The following is a 15,996-nucleotide window of genomic DNA, read 5'->3' on the forward strand; positions in this document are numbered from 1 at the left end:
GGAGACAGCGCCCGAAGGTTCACTCCGCCGCCAACCGGCCGTTGTTGATCGCGTCGTCGTCGGCATCGTCGTGGTCGATGACCGAGTTCAGCTCCACGTTCAGGCCCAGCGAGCGCATTTCCTTGACGAGCACGTTGAAGCTCTCGGGAATGCCGGCCTCGAAGGTATCGTCACCCTTGACGATCGCTTCGTAGACCTTGGTGCGGCCGACCACGTCGTCGGACTTCACCGTCAGCATCTCCTGCAAGGTGTAGGCGGCACCGTAAGCCTGCAAGGCCCAGACCTCCATTTCACCGAAGCGCTGGCCGCCGAACTGCGCCTTACCACCCAGCGGCTGCTGGGTGACGAGGGAGTACGGCCCGATCGAACGCGCGTGGATCTTGTCGTCCACAAGGTGGTGCAGCTTGAGCATGTAGATGATGCCCACTGTCACCTTGCGGTCGAACTTGTCGCCGGTGCGTCCGTCGAACAAGTCCGACTGACCCGAACGGTCGAGGCCCGCACGGTCCAGCATCTCGGCGACGTCGGCTTCCACCGCGCCGTCGAACACCGGAGTGCCCATGGGGACGCCGCCGGTGAGATTGCCGGCCAGCTCCAGCAGCGACGTGGTGTCACGGCTGTCGATGTCCTCGTGGTACTTCTCGCCGTAAATCGTCTTGAGGCGATCGCGCACTGCTTCAGGCGGAGCGCCGGCTTCCGGATCAGGATTGGCGTGGCGCCAATCCTCGAGCGCGGCCTTGACCTGCTGGCCCAGACCGCGCGCGGCCCAGCCCAGGTGAGTCTCGAAGATCTGCCCGACGTTCATGCGCGACGGCACACCCAGCGGATTGAGCACGAGGTCGACCGGCGTACCGTCGGCGAGGAACGGCATGTCCTCCACCGGCAGGATGCGGCTGATGACGCCCTTGTTGCCGTGACGGCCGGCCATCTTGTCACCCGGCTGCAGCTTGCGCTTCACCGCGACGAAGACCTTGACCATCTTGAGCACGCCCGGAGCCAGCTCGTCGCCGCGTTCCAGCTTCTCCTTGCGATCCTCGAACTTCTCCTGGATCGCCTTCACGGTCACGTCGTACTGCGACTTCACCGCTTCGAGCTGCGACTGCACATGATCGTCCGCAACCGCGAACTTCCACCACTCGTGCCGCTCGGCCTCGCCAAGCAGCTCGTCGTCGATCACGCCGCCCTTCTTCACACCCTTGGGCGCAGCCGTGGCGGTCTGGCCCAGAAGCATGTCGCGCAGGCGATTGTACGTCGCACGATTGAGAATGGCGCGCTCGTCCTCGCGGTCCTTGGCGAGGCGTTCGATTTCCTCGTTCTGGATCGCGCGGGTACGGTCGTCGATCTCGATGCCGTGACGGTTGAACACGCGCACTTCGACGATCGTGCCCGAGACGCCCGGGGGCAGGCGAAGCGAGGTGTCGCGCACATCGCTGGCCTTTTCGCCGAAGATCGCGCGCAGCAGCTTCTCTTCCGGAGTCATCGGCGATTCACCCTTGGGGGTGATCTTGCCGACCAGGATATCGCCCGGGTGCACTTCGGCGCCGATGTAGACGATGCCCGCCTCGTCGAGGTTGCGCAGGGCTTCCTCGCCGACGTTGGGGATGTCGCGCGTGATATCCTCAGGCCCGAGCTTGGTGTCGCGAGCCATAACCTCGAACTCCTCGATATGGATCGAGGTGAAGACGTCGTCCTTCACGATCCGCTCGGAGATGAGAATGGAGTCTTCGTAGTTGTAGCCATTCCAGGGCATGAACGCGACGAGGCTGTTGCGGCCCAGCGCCAGCTCGCCCAGTTCGGTGGAGGGGCCGTCGGCGATGATGTCGCGAGCCTCGACCACGTCACCCACCTTCACCAGCGGGCGCTGGTTGATGCAGGTGTTCTGGTTCGAACGCTGGAACTTCTGCAGCGTGTAGATGTCCACGCCCGACTTGCCCGGCTCGATATCGCCCGACACCCGGATGACGATACGGGTCGCGTCGACCTGGTCGACCACGCCGCCGCGCAGAGCCGAAATCGCAGCACCCGAGTCGCGCGCCACGGTCTCTTCCATGCCAGTGCCCACGAACGGTGCGTCGGCCTTGACCAACGGCACTGCCTGGCGCTGCATGTTCGAGCCCATCAATGCGCGGTTGGCGTCATCGTTTTCCAGGAACGGAATCAGCGAAGCCGCGACCGAGACGAGCTGCTTGGGCGAAACGTCCATCAGCGTGACCTGGTCGGACGGCGACATTACGAATTCGCCGTTCTGCCGGGCCGAGATCAGATCCTCGGCAAAGCTGCCGTCGTCGTTGAGCTCAGCCGAAGCCTGCGCGACAGTGTGCTTCTGCTCTTCCATGGCGGAGAGGTACACGACCTCGCCGGTGACCTTCCCGTCGATAACCTTGCGGTACGGCGTCTCGATGAAGCCGTACTTGTTGACGCGTGCGAAGGTCGAGAGCGAGTTGATCAGACCGATGTTCGGGCCTTCCGGCGTTTCGATCGGGCAGATGCGGCCATAGTGGGTCGGGTGAACGTCGCGGACTTCGAAGCCGGCGCGCTCACGCGTCAGACCACCCGGCCCCAAGGCCGAAACACGGCGCTTGTGCGTCACTTCGGACAGCGGGTTGGTCTGGTCCATGAACTGCGAGAGCTGCGAGGAACCGAAGAACTCACGCACTGCGGCCACAGCGGGCTTGGCGTTGATGAGGTCGTTCGGCATCACGGTCGACACGTCGACCGAGCTCATGCGCTCCTTCACGGCGCGTTCCATGCGCAGCAGGCCGACACGGTACTGGTTCTCCAGCAGCTCGCCCACCGAACGCACACGGCGATTGCCGAGGTTATCGATGTCGTCGATCTCGCCCTTGCCGTCCTTGAGGTTCACCAGCTCCTTGACCACCGCGAGGATATCGTCGGTGCGCAGCGTGGTGATCGTATCCTCGACTTCGAGGCCCAGGCGCATGTTCAGCTTCACGCGGCCCACGGCGGAGAGGTCGTAGCGGTCGGCGTCGAAGAACAGCCCGTCGAACAGAGCCTCGGCAGTCTCCTTCGTCGGCGGCTCGCCGGGACGCATGACCTTGTAGATCGCTTCCAGGCCCATTTCACGGTTCTCGGCCTTATCGGCCTTGAGCGTGTTGCGGATCCAGGGCCCGGTGTTGACGTCGTCGATATCGAGCAGATCGATGGCATCGAAGCCGGCAGCGTCGAGCGCCTCGAGGTTCTCCGGCGACACTTCGTCACCTGCCTCGATGTATATGCGGCCGGTTTCCTCATTGATGAGGTCCTTCGCCGAGAAGCGGCCGAAGATTTCCTCAGTCGGGATCAGCAGCTCTTCGAGGCCGTCCTTCTGCGCCTTGTTGGCGGCACGAGGGCTGATCTTCTGACCAGCGGGGAACACGACCTCGCCCGACTTGGCATCGACGATGTCGAACGTCGGCTTCGAACCGCGCCATGCCTCGGGCGCGAAGGGCAAGCGCCAGCCGCCATCACCGCGCTTCCAGGTGACGGTCTCGTAGAAGTGATCGAGGATCTGCTCGTCATCGAGACCGAGAGCATAGAGCAGCGCCGTAACCGGCAGCTTGCGCTTGCGATCGATGCGGACGTTCACGATGTCCTTGGCGTCGAACTCGAAGTCCAGCCACGAACCGCGATACGGAATAACGCGCGCAGCAAACAGGAACTTGCCCGAGGAGTGGGTCTTGCCGCGATCGTGGTCAAACAGGACGCCCGGCGAACGGTGCATCTGCGAAACGATAACGCGCTCGGTGCCATTAACGATGAAGGTGCCGTTCCCGGTCATGAGCGGCATGTCGCCCATGTAGACGTCCTGCTCCTTGATATCGAGCACGGAGCGGGTCTCGGTCTCGGCATCGACCTCGAACACGATCAGACGCAGCGTCACCTTCATGGGAGCCGCATACGTGATGCCGCGCTGGCGGCACTCGGTCTGGTCGTATTTGGGGTCTTCGAGTTCGTAGTGAACGAAGTCCAGCTCGCTGGTGCCCGCGAAGTCGCGAATCGGGAAGACCGAGCGCAGCGTCTTCTCCAGACCCGAGACATAGCCGGTCGACGGATCGGAGCGCAGGAACTGCTCGTAGCTTTCGCGCTGAACCTCGATCAGGTTCGGCATCTGCACCACTTCGTGCGCATCGCCGAAGATCTTGCGGATGCGCTTCTTGGCCGAACGCAGCCCTTGCTTGGGCTGGACGTCGGAGTGGACGGGCTTGGTCGCCATGGAAAGGGTTCGCCTCTTCGCTACTTGGAGCAGCCGGAACAGACCGGCTCGCCATCGATATTTCTCGCGATTTTCGCCGCACAGGCGGCGAGGCCATCTCCAGACGCAATAAGGGCCGCGTGCACACGCCACCCGTTCGGATGACCTGCGGCTCGCAGCCTGTTGCGTCAGATGGTACTCGGTTCCGCTTCCTTCCCTGACAAATCCCCGCGCTGGATCCGTCTTGCTCGAAGCGCCGAGCGGACCCATCATATAAGCGGGGGGTACCGAAGTGTAAACCCCCGGGCCGGAATGAGCCTAGGCATCTCAATTGCACAGCGCAGGCATGGCTGTGGCGATGAACGTCAAGTTAACACGCCGGCACGAAAGCATACCGCAGCATGAACGGGCGTTCAGAATTCCGGTGGATAAATTACTAACCTATCACAGCAACTTCAATTCACCGCATCCTAGTATTCGTCTCACCCTTTATTTGCAAAGACGCAGTGTAACCTGACGCGAGAGACGGCGTTCTTACAGCCATGACACACGCTCTCTCTCGATCAGCTAGTGCTGTGGCGGCGATTTCAGCCGCTCTGGCGCTCGGAAACAATCCAGCGGTGGCTCAGGAGGCTGCACCTACCATACAGCTGCCCCAGCCTACAGTTACTTCGACGGAATCAACGAGTACTTTATCCTCCCCCGTATCGGCACCTTCCGTGATCCTCCCTGAAGCAGCCCTCCCTGAAGCAGCAGCGCCGGCGATCGCCCTGCCGGAAGCGCTTCCGACCAGTGCCGTACCGCAGTCGAACGCGCCGATGACCACCGAGAGTGCGCCTGCACCGATGGAAGCTCAGCCCCGCAGCACCCCGGCCCGCACCGCTCGCACCGCACCTGTCGCGGCTCCGCCTGTGCCCAGTTCGCTCGAACAGCCGCGCAGCGCGGCGACGGAAGCACGCTCGGCGCCTGGCGCCGCAACTGCTCCCACGCGCAATTCCGAGAGGCCGATGCCTGCGGTCCAGACCGGTGCCGTCCAGGGACGTGACGCCAGCGAAGCGACACCCACCACAAACGAGCGCAGCGGAATTCCCGACGAGGCGATGGCCGGCTTGCTGGCGGCCCTTGGCCTCGGCGCCGCTGGATACGCGGCCATGCGCTCGCGCCGCCGCCGCAATGGTGCTGAGGTCGATCGCGCGGACAATGGAGTGGCTGCCGCCGCCGCCGAGACGCGCAGCACGGCTCCACTCCTCGCGCCTGCACCCGCAGTGGTAGCGCCGGCCACCCGCTCGCAGCCTCACTGGGGTTCAGCGCCTCCGCAAGCCGTTGCCGCCACGTCCGACGAGCGAAGCCGGGTGCTGGAACACATGGTCGCCGCCGAGCCGGACGCCGCCAACCCGTTCACCTCCCGCAAGGCACGCCGCCGCCGCGCACGGCTCCTGCTGCAGGCGCGTGAAGCAGAAGCCCACCAGAACGCTGCCCGCTTCGACTGGAGAACCTACCGTTCCGCCAGCACCTCCACCTCCGCGGTTCCTCCACTGGTCACGGCATAGTCCATTTGCCATGATCGGCCCTGGGGCGGTTCCTTCGGGAGCCGCCCCCTTTGTTTGGGCGCCAGGCATCGCACGCATTGTTTTTCGATATTATCGATTGACGATGTGCTGATTCCGAATTATTGAATTTCGATATGAAGCATATCGGAGATCGAACAATGCCCCTGCAAGCACAACGTCCACTCGCTACCTTTCTGGCCCTCACCCTCACCGCGCCACTTTGGGCACCCACCTTATTCGGCACCCCCGCAGCGCAGGCGAAACCGAGTGCGTCGGTCGTGCTCGCGCCGGCCGCTCCGCTGGTCCTGATGTAAGAAGAGCCAGCCCGGAGACCCGCCATGACCTCGATCACTCGCGACCCCTTGCTCGCCGCCGCCAAAGGCATCCTCTGGTTCCTGATGGGAGCAATGCTGGTCGGCGCCGTCGCCTGCCTCGTGGCCATTCCAGCCTTGCACCTGTTTCAGGGCAACATCACCATCGAACTCGGCAGGACGGCGCCCACAGTTCCGATTCCAACAATGCTATGGGTACTTTCGGGCGTGCTTGCGTGCGTGATTGCGCTGCTGCTAGTGCTCTTCCGCATCTTCCAGCTACTGAAGCACATCGTTGGCACGGTGGGTGACGGCGATCCTTTCGTACCCGAGAACGCGCGACGACTGACCCAGATGGCTTGGTTAACTCTGGCAGTTCAACTCGTCACACTGCCGATCATCGGCTTCGCCGACTGGATCGACCAAGCCTTTGCCGCGTCTCCTGAGGTCCACACCGACATCGCTATCAATGGGGGCCTGTCGGGCAACGGCCTGCTGCTGATGCTGATCCTGTTCATCCTGGCCCGCGTGTTCCGCCAGGGCGCCGCGATGCGCGATGAACTGGAAGGCACCGTGTGATGGCACCCAAGGCGAAGCCTATGCCTGACGGCGAAGAAACGGAAGGAACCCGCATCGTGGTCAAGCTCGATGACGTGCTCTATCAACGCCGCATGACGCTGACCGAGCTGGCAGAGCGGATCGGTATCACGCTCGCCAATCTGTCGATACTCAAGACCGGCAAGGCCAAAGCCATTCGCTTCTCCACGCTGGAAGCGATCTGCCGCGAACTGGACTGCCAACCCGGCGACTTGCTCGGGTATGACGGGAACGAGGGTAGCGACTAACCCGCAGAGCGAAGCGTCTTCTCCGCTATCGGCCAACGGCCTGCTTTCAGTGCCTCGACACAAAAGCTAGAAGGCAGGCAGTCCTCACTTAAGAGAAAGAACCTGATGTCGTTCACAACTCTCCTCATCCCTACGCATACACACATGCTGAAGGCGCTTTCAGGGTGGCTGGAGAAGGCAGAGGTGCAAAGAGGAGAAGCAGGTGCAGGCGCGATTCTGTCGGCACGCCTGGCACCGGACATGTTCCCCCTGGCCACTCAGGTGCGCTTTGCCTGCGTTCAGGCCTATGAGGCGGCGCATCGGCTGAGGGGGCTCGCCTTTCCCGCGCTCATCGGTGAACTCCTGGACGAGGGCCGCAACGCGGCGGACCAGCCCGGCTCACTTGCCAGTGCCCGAGCGCGCATCGCCGAAACCGTTGCTTTCCTCGAAACTCTGGAGCCGGGCGCTCTCGACGTTTCCGCCGACAGTCCGATCGCCCATGAGCTTGCTAACGGCATGATCTTTGACCTGACCGCCGAGCAATATGTCCGCGACTGGGCGCTCGGGCAGTTCTACTTCCACATCATGGCGGCCTACGCCATTCTGCGCAGCGAATTCATCGAAGTCGGCAAAGCGGACTACATCCCGCACCTGCTTCCGCATCTTCGCTCTGGCACGGGACCACGCGGCTGAAGCGACAATCCTTGACTCTTTCCCGCCATTGGGCCAAAGGCCCGCCCCGACCGGAGGCTTAGGCCGCCGAGTCATCCGTCCGAGACAGTTGGTGAGGGTCCCCCTCTTAATTTCCAGCCTAGACGGGGACAGAGATATTCCACGGCCCTTCGCTTCCAGGCGCGGTGCCGCCTTCGCGTTTCGGCGCGAGCTCCTTCCCCATCGAACGGACTTCCCCGCACCGCAATCGCGGCGTGGGAAAACGTAGCCGGCCGCAGGTGCCCTCAAGCGCTCGCGGCCATTGTGAAGGAGTAAGGCATGGATCGTTCGCAGAAAGCCGAATCGGTCGCCCAGCTCAGCGCGGTCTTCAACGAGGTCGGCGTGGTGGTGATCACCCGCAACCTCGGCATGTCGGTGGCTCAGTCCTCCGCCTTGCGCACGAAGATCCGTGAAGCCGGCGCGACTTACAAGGTTGCGAAGAACCGTCTTGCCAAGCTTGCCATCCAGGACACCGACTACGCGGGCATCGACGAGATGTTCACGGGTCCGACGGCGATCGCCACTTCGGTCGATCCCGTCGCTGCCGCCAAGGCAGTGGTGGACTTCGCCAAGACGACCGACAAGATCGAGATCGTCGGCGGATCGATGGGCACGCACGTTCTGAACGCGGACGGGGTCAAGGCGCTCGCCTCGATGCCCTCGCTCGACGAAATGCGTGGCACGCTTATCGGCCTCATCCAGGCACCGGCGACCAAGATCGCCCAGCTCACGGTCGCTCCGGCGTCCAAGCTGGCGCGCGTCTTCAACGCCTATGCCGAGAAGGATGCCGCGTAAGCACCTGCTTACCAGACGTTTCAAAGCGATTTGCCCGGCGGCCGTTTGGCCTAGGGACCACGAAACCAGGAGTGAATTATCATGGCCGATATCGCCAATCTCGTTGAAGAACTTTCGAAGCTGACCGTTCTCGAGGCCGCTGACCTCGCCAAGGCTCTCGAAGAAGCATGGGGCGTTTCCGCCGCTGCAGCCGTTGCCGTTGCTGGCCCGGCCGCTGGTGGTGGCGCTGCTGAAGCCGCTGAAGAGAAGACCGAATTCGACGTCATCCTGACCGGCGACGGCGGCAAGAAGATCCAGGTCATCAAGGAAGTCCGCGCCATCACCGGTCTGGGCCTCGCTGAAGCCAAGGCTCTCGTCGAAGGCGCTCCGAAGCCCGTCAAGGAAGGCGCTTCGAAGGCTGAAGCCGAAGAAATCAAGAAGAAGATCGAGGAAGCCGGCGGCACCGTCGAGCTCAAGTAATCTTCTTCCGGTTCTTGCCGGACGGAAAAAAGAAAGGGCGGCTCTTCGGGGCCGCCCTTTTTCGTTGAAACGAGCCACCAAAATCGAAGACACTTTCCGCTACGGCAAGAGGCTGTCAGCTATGAAGTCTAAGGCCGCTCGAAGAGCTACCGATCAAGTATGGGCAATCTCTCCCCTCAGGAGCGCAGCACGCTTGTTGGTGCGAACCACAAGGTGCGCGGCCGGCGATGGGCGATAAGCCAATCCTCCCCTTCGCGACGCAAGGTATCGACATAGAAGCCATTGTGGTCGAGTCCGGTCGCAGTCGTGACCAGCCAGTAAGTACGCACGGTGGCCGCGTTCTGGCCGGAAAAGGCAATGTGCGAGGTCGTCAGGTGGTGGCTCACAAAGCCGGGAGTAGTGCTTGCGTTTTGCTGGAAAACCGATGGCTGTTTCATCCAATCCAGGATTTCTGCCCGCCCGGCGAGTGTCCCGTTCTCCAGCTCCAGAACGCCGTCCTCTGTGAAGCAGGCCGCATAGGCTTCGGCCTTGCGCGCGTCTCCGGCCTGAGTACACGCGCTGAGGCGCTGCCGTATGGCCTCGGACCAGCGTACCTGATCGTCAGTGAGCCCGGTCATTTGAGCGCCTCCAGGTATTCGATCACGGCCTTGCGAGCCTCTGCGTTGGGGATGCCGATGATCATACGGGTGCCTGGGACCATTTTTGTGGGCGCCTGCAACCATGTGTCGAGCGTCTCAGCGTCCCAGACGATGCCCGACGACTTAAGCGCCTCGGAATAGGCATAGCCGGGCAAGCTCCCGGCCTTTGCCCCCCACACACCCGCAAGGCTCGGACCCGCGCCATGACGCCCCGGCGTGACAGTGTGGCAGGAGCGGCAGACCGCGAAGGCAGCGGGTGGGTCAGGAGCTTCGCCCCGGCCCTCGCCAGGCGACAGCCCGGCGGTGACCGGTGCCGTTCCGGCCATAGCAGGAACGCTGTCACCTTTATCCGTGGCGCCTTGGCCACAAGCGGCAAGCAGAGTACAGCCAAACACGAGGAACCGGCGGAAAGTCATAAGCGGCAAGTTCCCCCAGGTGTGCAACATCTGCAGGCCCGTCCTATGGCAGAACAAGCATCAAGGAAAGCGCAAGACGGTCGGAAGTGCAGATTCGCCGGGCGCTCACGACTGTTTTTCGCTTCCACGGGTGCACAGATATGCGTATCCGCTCGGCAGCCACGAGTGCATCGGACATCTTGGCAGATTGTGCCCTCTCTGCTTGACGGAACGATGACCGCTCTCGCCCCCTTCACTGAGCCTGCACCGCGGCTGTTCCGCGATGAGTTGATCGCGACCTGGCGGCTCTCGGTCCCGTTGGCGACAGCCAACATTCTGCAGATGGCCGTATTCGCGACGGATGTGATGTTCGTATCCCGACTGGGGCAGGAGGCGCTCGCCGCATCAAGTCTGGCGGTCGCAATCTTCGGCCTCATGCTGATGGGCTTTTTCGGGCTGACCGGCGCGGTCGCCCCGCTGATTGCAGCAGAGCTCGGGAGGCGGCGTCACGCGGTACGCGAGGTGCGGCGCTCCGTTCGCATGGCGCTGTGGCTTTGCGGGCTGCTGGGGCTGATCGGCATCACCGTCTGCCTGTTCGGGGAGCGCATCGTGCTTGCGACTGGGCAGCAACCGGTCCTCGCTCGCCGCGCTGGCGAGTTTCTGGAAGTCTGTGCGCTGAGCGTCGTGCCGATGCTGGTGATCAACGTCCTGCGCACGTTCGTATCGGCTATGGGCCGCCCGGTCTTCGCCACAGTAATCACCGGCTTGTCGATAGCCGTCAACGCGTTCGGTAACTGGGTGCTTGTGTTCGGTCACCTGGGCGTGCCGCCACTGGGCCTGCTCGGCTCGCCACTTGCCAGCTTCATCACCGCCTGCGTAACGGTGCTGGCATACTGCCTGGCCATCCGCTCCGACCGGCACTTGCGGCGCATGCGTATTTTCGGCCGCTGGTGGCGGCCGGAATGGTCACGGCTGGGGCAGATCATCGCTCTCGGAGTTCCGATCGCTGCAACGCTATTCGCCGAGGGCGGGCTGTTCAGCAGCGCTGCGTTCCTGATGGGCCTCATTGGCGAGGCACAACTCGCCGGGCATACGGTGGCGCTGCAGATCGCATCGATCTTCTTCCAGATCCCGTTCGGTATCGGGCAAGCCGCCACGATCCGGGTCGGTTATCACTATGGCGCCAAAAACCCCGAGGCGATTGGCCGCGCAGGCTGGGCAGCCCTGGTCATCGGCCTGGCTTTCGTCAGTGTCTCTGCCGCTGCGATGATGCTATTTCCGGAGCTGATCGTATCCGCCTACGTCGACATCAAGGCACCTGCCAATGCCGCCATGCTGGGGTTTGCCGTGCAGTACGTCCTGGTGGCGGCTGCTTTCCAATTGGTGGACGGGGCGCAGACGGTCGCTGCAGGCGTCCTGCGCGGAATGCAGGACACCCGTGTGCCGATGGTCATCGCGGTCGTGAGCTACTGGGCGGCGGGTTTTGTCGTAGCGTACTGGCTCGGTTTCCACACGTCCCTCAGCGGCCTTGGTGTCTGGATCGGCCTTGCCACCGGCCTGACGGTCGCGGCTATTCTGCTGCTACTGCGCTGGATTCGGCGCGAGCGGATCGGACTTGTCCGCGCCGCTGCACTCGCCTGAACCGACGCTACAACCCGACTGGCATTTTTTGCGGCGACTCGCTTGACGCACCACGACGGCAGAACCATATGCGCTGCGTTGGCACTCTACACCTGAGAGTGCCAAAACCCCTTTTGGTTCATTGGATGAGGGAGAACCCTATGAGTTTTCGTCCGCTGCACGATCGTGTTCTCGTGCGCCGCGTCGAGGCCGAAGAAAAGACGGCCGGCGGCATCATCATCCCTGACAGCGCCAAGGAAAAGCCCGCGGAGGGCGAGATCGTCGCCGCTGGCAACGGCGCTCGCGCTGAAGATGGCAAAGTGACGCCGCTCGACGTCAAGGTGGGTGACCGCGTGCTGTTCGGCAAGTGGTCGGGCACCGAGGTCAAGGTCGATGGCGAAGACCTGCTGATCATGAAGGAATCGGACATTCTCGGCGTAATCGGCTGAGCTTCCGGTTCCCACTAAACCAGTTTTCGAGAAGGAATTAGACAATGGCAGCTAAGGACGTACGCTTTTCGCGCGACGCTCGTGAGCGCATTCTCGCCGGTGTGGACACGCTGGCCAACGCCGTGAAGGTCACGCTGGGCCCCAAGGGCCGCAACGTCGTGATCGACAAGAGCTTCGGCGCCCCCCGCATCACCAAGGACGGCGTTACCGTCGCCAAGGAAATCGAACTTAAGGACAAGTTCGAGAACATGGGCGCGCAGATGCTGCGCGAAGTGGCTTCGAAGGCCAACGACAAGGCCGGCGATGGCACCACCACCGCCACCGTTCTGGCCCAGGCGATCGTTCGTGAAGGCATGACCTCGGTCGCCGCCGGCATGAACCCGATGGATCTCAAGCGCGGCATCGACCTCGCTGTGACCAAGGTCGTCGAGAACCTCAAGAACCGTTCGAAGGACGTTTCCGGCTCGTCGGAAATCGCCCAGGTCGGCATCATCTCGGCCAATGGCGACGTGGAAGTTGGCGAGAAAATCGCCGAAGCCATGGAGAAGGTCGGCAAGGAAGGCGTCATCACCGTCGAAGAGGCCAAGGGTCTCGAGTTTGAACTCGACGTCGTCGAGGGCATGCAGTTCGACCGCGGTTATCTTTCGCCCTACTTCGTGACGAACCCCGACAAGATGACTGTCGAGCTCGACAACCCCTACATCCTCATCCACGAGAAGAAGCTGTCGTCGCTCCAGGCGCTGCTTCCGATCCTTGAGGCCGTGGTGCAGTCGGGCCGCCCGCTCCTCATCATCGCCGAGGACATCGAGGGTGAGGCTCTGGCCACGCTCGTCGTCAACAAGCTGCGTGGCGGCCTGAAGATCGCAGCCGTCAAGGCTCCGGGCTTCGGCGATCGTCGCAAGGCCATGCTGGGCGACATCGCCACGCTGACCGCCGGCGAGATGATCTCGGAAGACCTCGGCATCAAGCTCGAGAACGTGACCCTGGGCATGCTTGGCCAGGCCAAGAAGGTCACGATCGACAAGGACAACACCACGATTGTCGACGGTTCGGGTTCGGCTGACGAAATCAAGGGTCGCGTCGAGCAGATCCGTTCGCAGATCGAAACCACCACCAGCGACTATGACCGTGAGAAGCTCCAGGAGCGTCTCGCTAAGCTGGCTGGCGGCGTCGCCGTGATCAAGGTCGGCGGCGCGTCCGAGGTTGAGGTGAAGGAGCGCAAGGATCGCGTCGACGACGCTCTCCACGCGACCCGCGCCGCAGTCGAAGAAGGCATCGTCCCCGGTGGCGGTACAGCTCTGCTCTATGCGACCAAGGCTCTCGAGGGCCTCAAGGGTGCCAACGATGACCAGACCAAGGGCATCGACATCATTCGCAAGGCGATCACCGCCCCGCTCAAGCAGATTGCGACCAACGCCGGCCATGACGGCGCCGTGGTCTCGGGCAACCTGCTGCGCGAGAATGACGAGAACCAGGGCTTCAACGCCGCGACCGACACTTACGAGAACCTGGTCCAGGCCGGCGTGATCGACCCGACCAAGGTCGTTCGTACCGCGCTGCAGGACGCAGCCTCGGTCGCTGGTCTGCTGATCACCACCGAAGCGGCGATCAGCGAGAAGCCGGAAGACAAGCCCGCAATGCCGGCAATGCCCGGCGGCGGCATGGGCGGCATGGGCGACATGGGCTTCTAAGGCCCACGCTCAGTCCAGGCATACCGGAAGGCCGGGGGAGAAATCCCCCGGCCTTTTGCATTGGCGGCAAGACACTTTGACGAAATATGCGCCTGAACGGCCTGTGACGCTTTCGTCCGAGTTCCCGCAGTGATCGCAAAACGGCTGCAACTCGTCGCTCGCCTGTGGCCTTTCACCGGCTCGCGGTTAACTCTTTGCAAACGTGGACCGATCTAGATTGACCCTGCGTTTCCGGGGCAGGCAGGACTGATATGAAACGAATCTTCCGAGCAATGCTCGCCACCGCCGCGATGCTCGCGCCGCTCGCGACTGCACATGCTGGCAGCGTCGAGCATACGGCGATCAATGACGTGCAGAGTGCTTTCGACAGCGTGCTGGGCACCGAAATGCGCGCTCCGCGGCGTTATGCCCCAGGATTTGAACAGCATCTTGCCAGCCTTGCTGAAGCCTCGCAGGGCCGCATCGGCGTCGCTGCGCTTGATCTTGCCTCGGGACGTGTCATCGATGTCCTCGGCGAGCAACGCTTCCCCATGGCCAGCACCAGCAAGATTGCAATTGCCGCTACCTTCCTCGAAGGCGTCGACAAGGGCCGCTGGAGCTTGACCAGTGAATACCCACTGCTGATCCCGGTTAAATCGGCACCTTTTTCCAGCAAAGTCGCACCCGTGCGCCCCGGCACTTACATGACGGCCCGGGACTTGCTCGAGGTCATGATCACCCGCTCCAACAACTACGCCACGGACGCGCTGCTTAAAGTTGTCGGCGGTCCCAAGGCGGTAAACGAATGGGTGCGCCGGGCGGGCATCGAAGACTGGCACATCGACCGCGACATCGCGACGCTCGTGCGTGACGACGGTGCAGTCAATCCTGCCGAGGTGATCGAGACGCGTGACAGTGCCACCCCGCTGGCAATGGTGCAGCTGCTTGCCGAAATCTACAACGGCAACCGCCTGAGCGCTTCCAGCCGCTCGCTGCTGCTCGGCGCAATGGGCCGTTGCATCACAGGCAAGCGCCGCATCCCCGCCCTCCTGCCTTCGGAAGCGACGGTGCTGCACAAGACGGGATCGCTGAACAACACATCGAGCGACGTCGGCATCATCCAGGCGCCCGACGGCCGGGCCTATGCCGTGGCGATTTATGTGACCGGGCAAGGCACCCGCCTCAACCGCGAGGGCCGCATCGCCAACATAGCCCGCGCGGTATACGAGGGCTATTCGCGCGAACCCGCGACCTACCCTCGTACCGCCTCGCGCTAAAAAAGCGCGAATCCGATTGCGCGCCGGCGGCAGGGTTGCTAGGCGCGCCATTCCCTTCGGGGACACGCCCCGGATGGCCCGATGGCGGAGTGGTTACGCAGAGGACTGCAAATCCTTGCACGCCGGTTCGATTCCGGCTCGGGCCTCCATCCGGATTTCTCTCGCAGTCCGAGAACGTCTTGGAAGCGGATGCTTCCCGCGGCTTTGCTGTCGCCATGGCACTTCGGTTGAGAGCCGCTTCCTCGCGAAGTAGAACCGCCGCCGGCCTTGTCTGTCGCGATGCTCGAGATAGAGCCTTCACCAATTCTTGAGAGGCGCTCTGCCACTGGTGGTGCATACTTCTGCCCGCCGATCCGCCCGACGGAATTGCCTCCATGTCTATCCGCCCCACGCCAGCCGTTCCACTCTCCGCTTCCGTCATGCTCCCCATTGGCTCTGGTCGAACTGCGGAAGGGGACGGGAGCGACCCAGCTGCGCTCCTTGCCGCAGGCGCGAAGGCTCTGCCGCTCGCGCCAGAAGCTTCCAGAACCGGCTCTGCTCCAGGCAAATTGCTAACACCAGACAACTTGGCCCAACTCCTCAACGGGAATGACGGACCGGTCGAGCTTGGAGGGTTGAATACCGCGCTCGCGCGCAGGCAGGTGCTACCACACGCGATCATGCGGCCTGAAGCAGGCTACGGCGCTGAGGGTGCGAGGCTGACCCGAAGCGAGCACCCGGCTGGGCCCACGGACGGCGATCTTAATCGCGCCACCACCGGCCATGCCGTCACTCCACTTCCAGACAGCGCATCGGGTGGGGGTGGAGCGAACACCGCTCCTGACTTACCCATCTCCAGCCATTTCCAGTTCTTGCCGGGACAGGTGGGCATGAACCGAGACGACAGCGGACATACCGATGAGATAATGCCGGAAGCGATGAAGAGCCCGTCGCAACGCTCTGCCGACGAGACGGAGCCGCTTTCCCTCAAGGCTTATCCTCTCGCTCTCGCTCTCGTCGGTGAAAGATGGCGGATCAAGCGGGCAGGCTTCGCGCTGGTCGGCATCGCCCTGTTTGGCTTGTGGTACTTCCGGTAATCCGGCAGCGGCCAGAACGCCGCACCCGG

General features: G+C 62.9%; 14 protein-coding genes and 1 tRNA gene. 12 read left to right on the forward strand and 3 right to left on the reverse strand.

The features are described from left to right. Positions 1 to 19: 19 nt before the first annotated feature. Positions 20 to 4,213: a DNA-directed RNA polymerase subunit beta gene (gene rpoB, locus ABVV53_RS16395; protein ID WP_353985507.1), complete on the reverse strand. Its 4,194-nt coding sequence runs from the start codon at positions 4,211 to 4,213 to the stop codon at positions 20 to 22. 698 nt (positions 4,214 to 4,911) lie between these two features. Here rpoB and ABVV53_RS16400 point away from each other — a divergent pair. The 6 genes from ABVV53_RS16400 (at position 4,912) to rplL (ending at position 8,842) form a co-directional block, all read left to right on the forward strand. Continuing rightward, a complete protein-coding gene (locus ABVV53_RS16400; RefSeq protein ID WP_353985508.1) occupies positions 4,912 to 5,742 on the forward strand; it encodes a hypothetical protein in 831 nt (276 codons plus the stop codon). Positions 5,743 to 6,080: 338 nt separating this feature from the next. Further along, entirely contained in the window at positions 6,081 to 6,632 is a 552-nt protein-coding gene (locus tag ABVV53_RS16405) for a DUF2975 domain-containing protein (RefSeq protein WP_353985509.1), read from the forward strand. Positions 6,633 to 6,652: 20 nt separating this feature from the next. Next, a complete protein-coding gene (locus tag ABVV53_RS16410) occupies positions 6,653 to 6,898 on the forward strand; it encodes a helix-turn-helix domain-containing protein (RefSeq protein WP_353985510.1) in 246 nt (81 codons plus the stop codon). Between the two features lie 105 nt (positions 6,899 to 7,003). Continuing rightward, positions 7,004 to 7,570 (forward strand): DUF1993 domain-containing protein, encoded by a 567-nt coding sequence (locus ABVV53_RS16415; RefSeq protein ID WP_353985511.1) that lies wholly within the window; start codon positions 7,004 to 7,006, stop codon positions 7,568 to 7,570. Between the two features lie 297 nt (positions 7,571 to 7,867). Continuing rightward, positions 7,868 to 8,383 carry a 50S ribosomal protein L10 gene (gene rplJ / locus ABVV53_RS16420; protein WP_353985512.1) on the forward strand — a complete coding sequence of 172 codons (516 nt, stop codon included), beginning with the start codon at positions 7,868 to 7,870 and terminating at the stop codon, positions 8,381 to 8,383. Between the two features lie 81 nt (positions 8,384 to 8,464). Next, positions 8,465 to 8,842 (forward strand): 50S ribosomal protein L7/L12, encoded by a 378-nt coding sequence (rplL, locus tag ABVV53_RS16425; RefSeq protein ID WP_353985513.1) that lies wholly within the window; start codon positions 8,465 to 8,467, stop codon positions 8,840 to 8,842. 176 nt (positions 8,843 to 9,018) lie between these two features. On the opposite strand, the gene ABVV53_RS16430 is transcribed toward rplL, so the two are convergent. Together ABVV53_RS16430 and ABVV53_RS16435 are read right to left on the reverse strand one after the other, a co-directional pair. Continuing rightward, on the reverse strand, positions 9,019 to 9,459 hold the full coding sequence (locus ABVV53_RS16430; protein ID WP_353985514.1) for a nuclear transport factor 2 family protein: 441 nt from the start codon (positions 9,457 to 9,459) through the stop codon (positions 9,019 to 9,021). Next, complete coding sequence (locus ABVV53_RS16435; RefSeq protein WP_353985515.1) at positions 9,456 to 9,926, reverse strand: c-type cytochrome; 471 nt, start codon at positions 9,924 to 9,926, stop codon at positions 9,456 to 9,458. Before ABVV53_RS16435 ends, ABVV53_RS16430 begins: the two co-directional genes overlap by 4 nt. Positions 9,927 to 10,109: 183 nt before the next feature. Here ABVV53_RS16435 and ABVV53_RS16440 point away from each other — a divergent pair, with 183 nt between their 5' ends. The 6 genes from ABVV53_RS16440 (at position 10,110) to ABVV53_RS16465 (ending at position 15,967) form a co-directional block, all read left to right on the forward strand. Then, complete coding sequence (locus ABVV53_RS16440; protein WP_353985516.1) at positions 10,110 to 11,516, forward strand: MATE family efflux transporter; 1,407 nt, start codon at positions 10,110 to 10,112, stop codon at positions 11,514 to 11,516. 140 nt (positions 11,517 to 11,656) lie between these two features. Beyond that, positions 11,657 to 11,944 (forward strand): co-chaperone GroES, encoded by a 288-nt coding sequence (groES, locus tag ABVV53_RS16445; protein ID WP_353985517.1) that lies wholly within the window; start codon positions 11,657 to 11,659, stop codon positions 11,942 to 11,944. Between the two features lie 44 nt (positions 11,945 to 11,988). Continuing rightward, positions 11,989 to 13,635, forward strand: coding sequence for a chaperonin GroEL (gene groL, locus ABVV53_RS16450; RefSeq protein ID WP_353985518.1), 1,647 nt, complete (start codon positions 11,989 to 11,991; stop codon positions 13,633 to 13,635). A gap of 251 nt (positions 13,636 to 13,886) precedes the next feature. After that, positions 13,887 to 14,891, forward strand: a complete 1,005-nt coding sequence (locus tag ABVV53_RS16455) for a serine hydrolase (RefSeq protein ID WP_353985519.1) — start codon at positions 13,887 to 13,889, stop codon at positions 14,889 to 14,891. Between the two features lie 75 nt (positions 14,892 to 14,966). Further along, positions 14,967 to 15,040: transfer RNA gene (locus ABVV53_RS16460), tRNA-Cys, on the forward strand. A 225-nt stretch (positions 15,041 to 15,265) separates the two neighbouring features. Further along, a complete protein-coding gene (locus ABVV53_RS16465; protein WP_353985520.1) occupies positions 15,266 to 15,967 on the forward strand; it encodes a hypothetical protein in 702 nt (233 codons plus the stop codon). Positions 15,968 to 15,996 lie beyond the last annotated feature (29 nt).

The sequence above is a fragment of the Novosphingobium kalidii genome, from assembly GCF_040534015.1.
Taxonomy (GTDB): Bacteria; Pseudomonadota; Alphaproteobacteria; order Sphingomonadales; family Sphingomonadaceae; genus Novosphingobium; species Novosphingobium kalidii.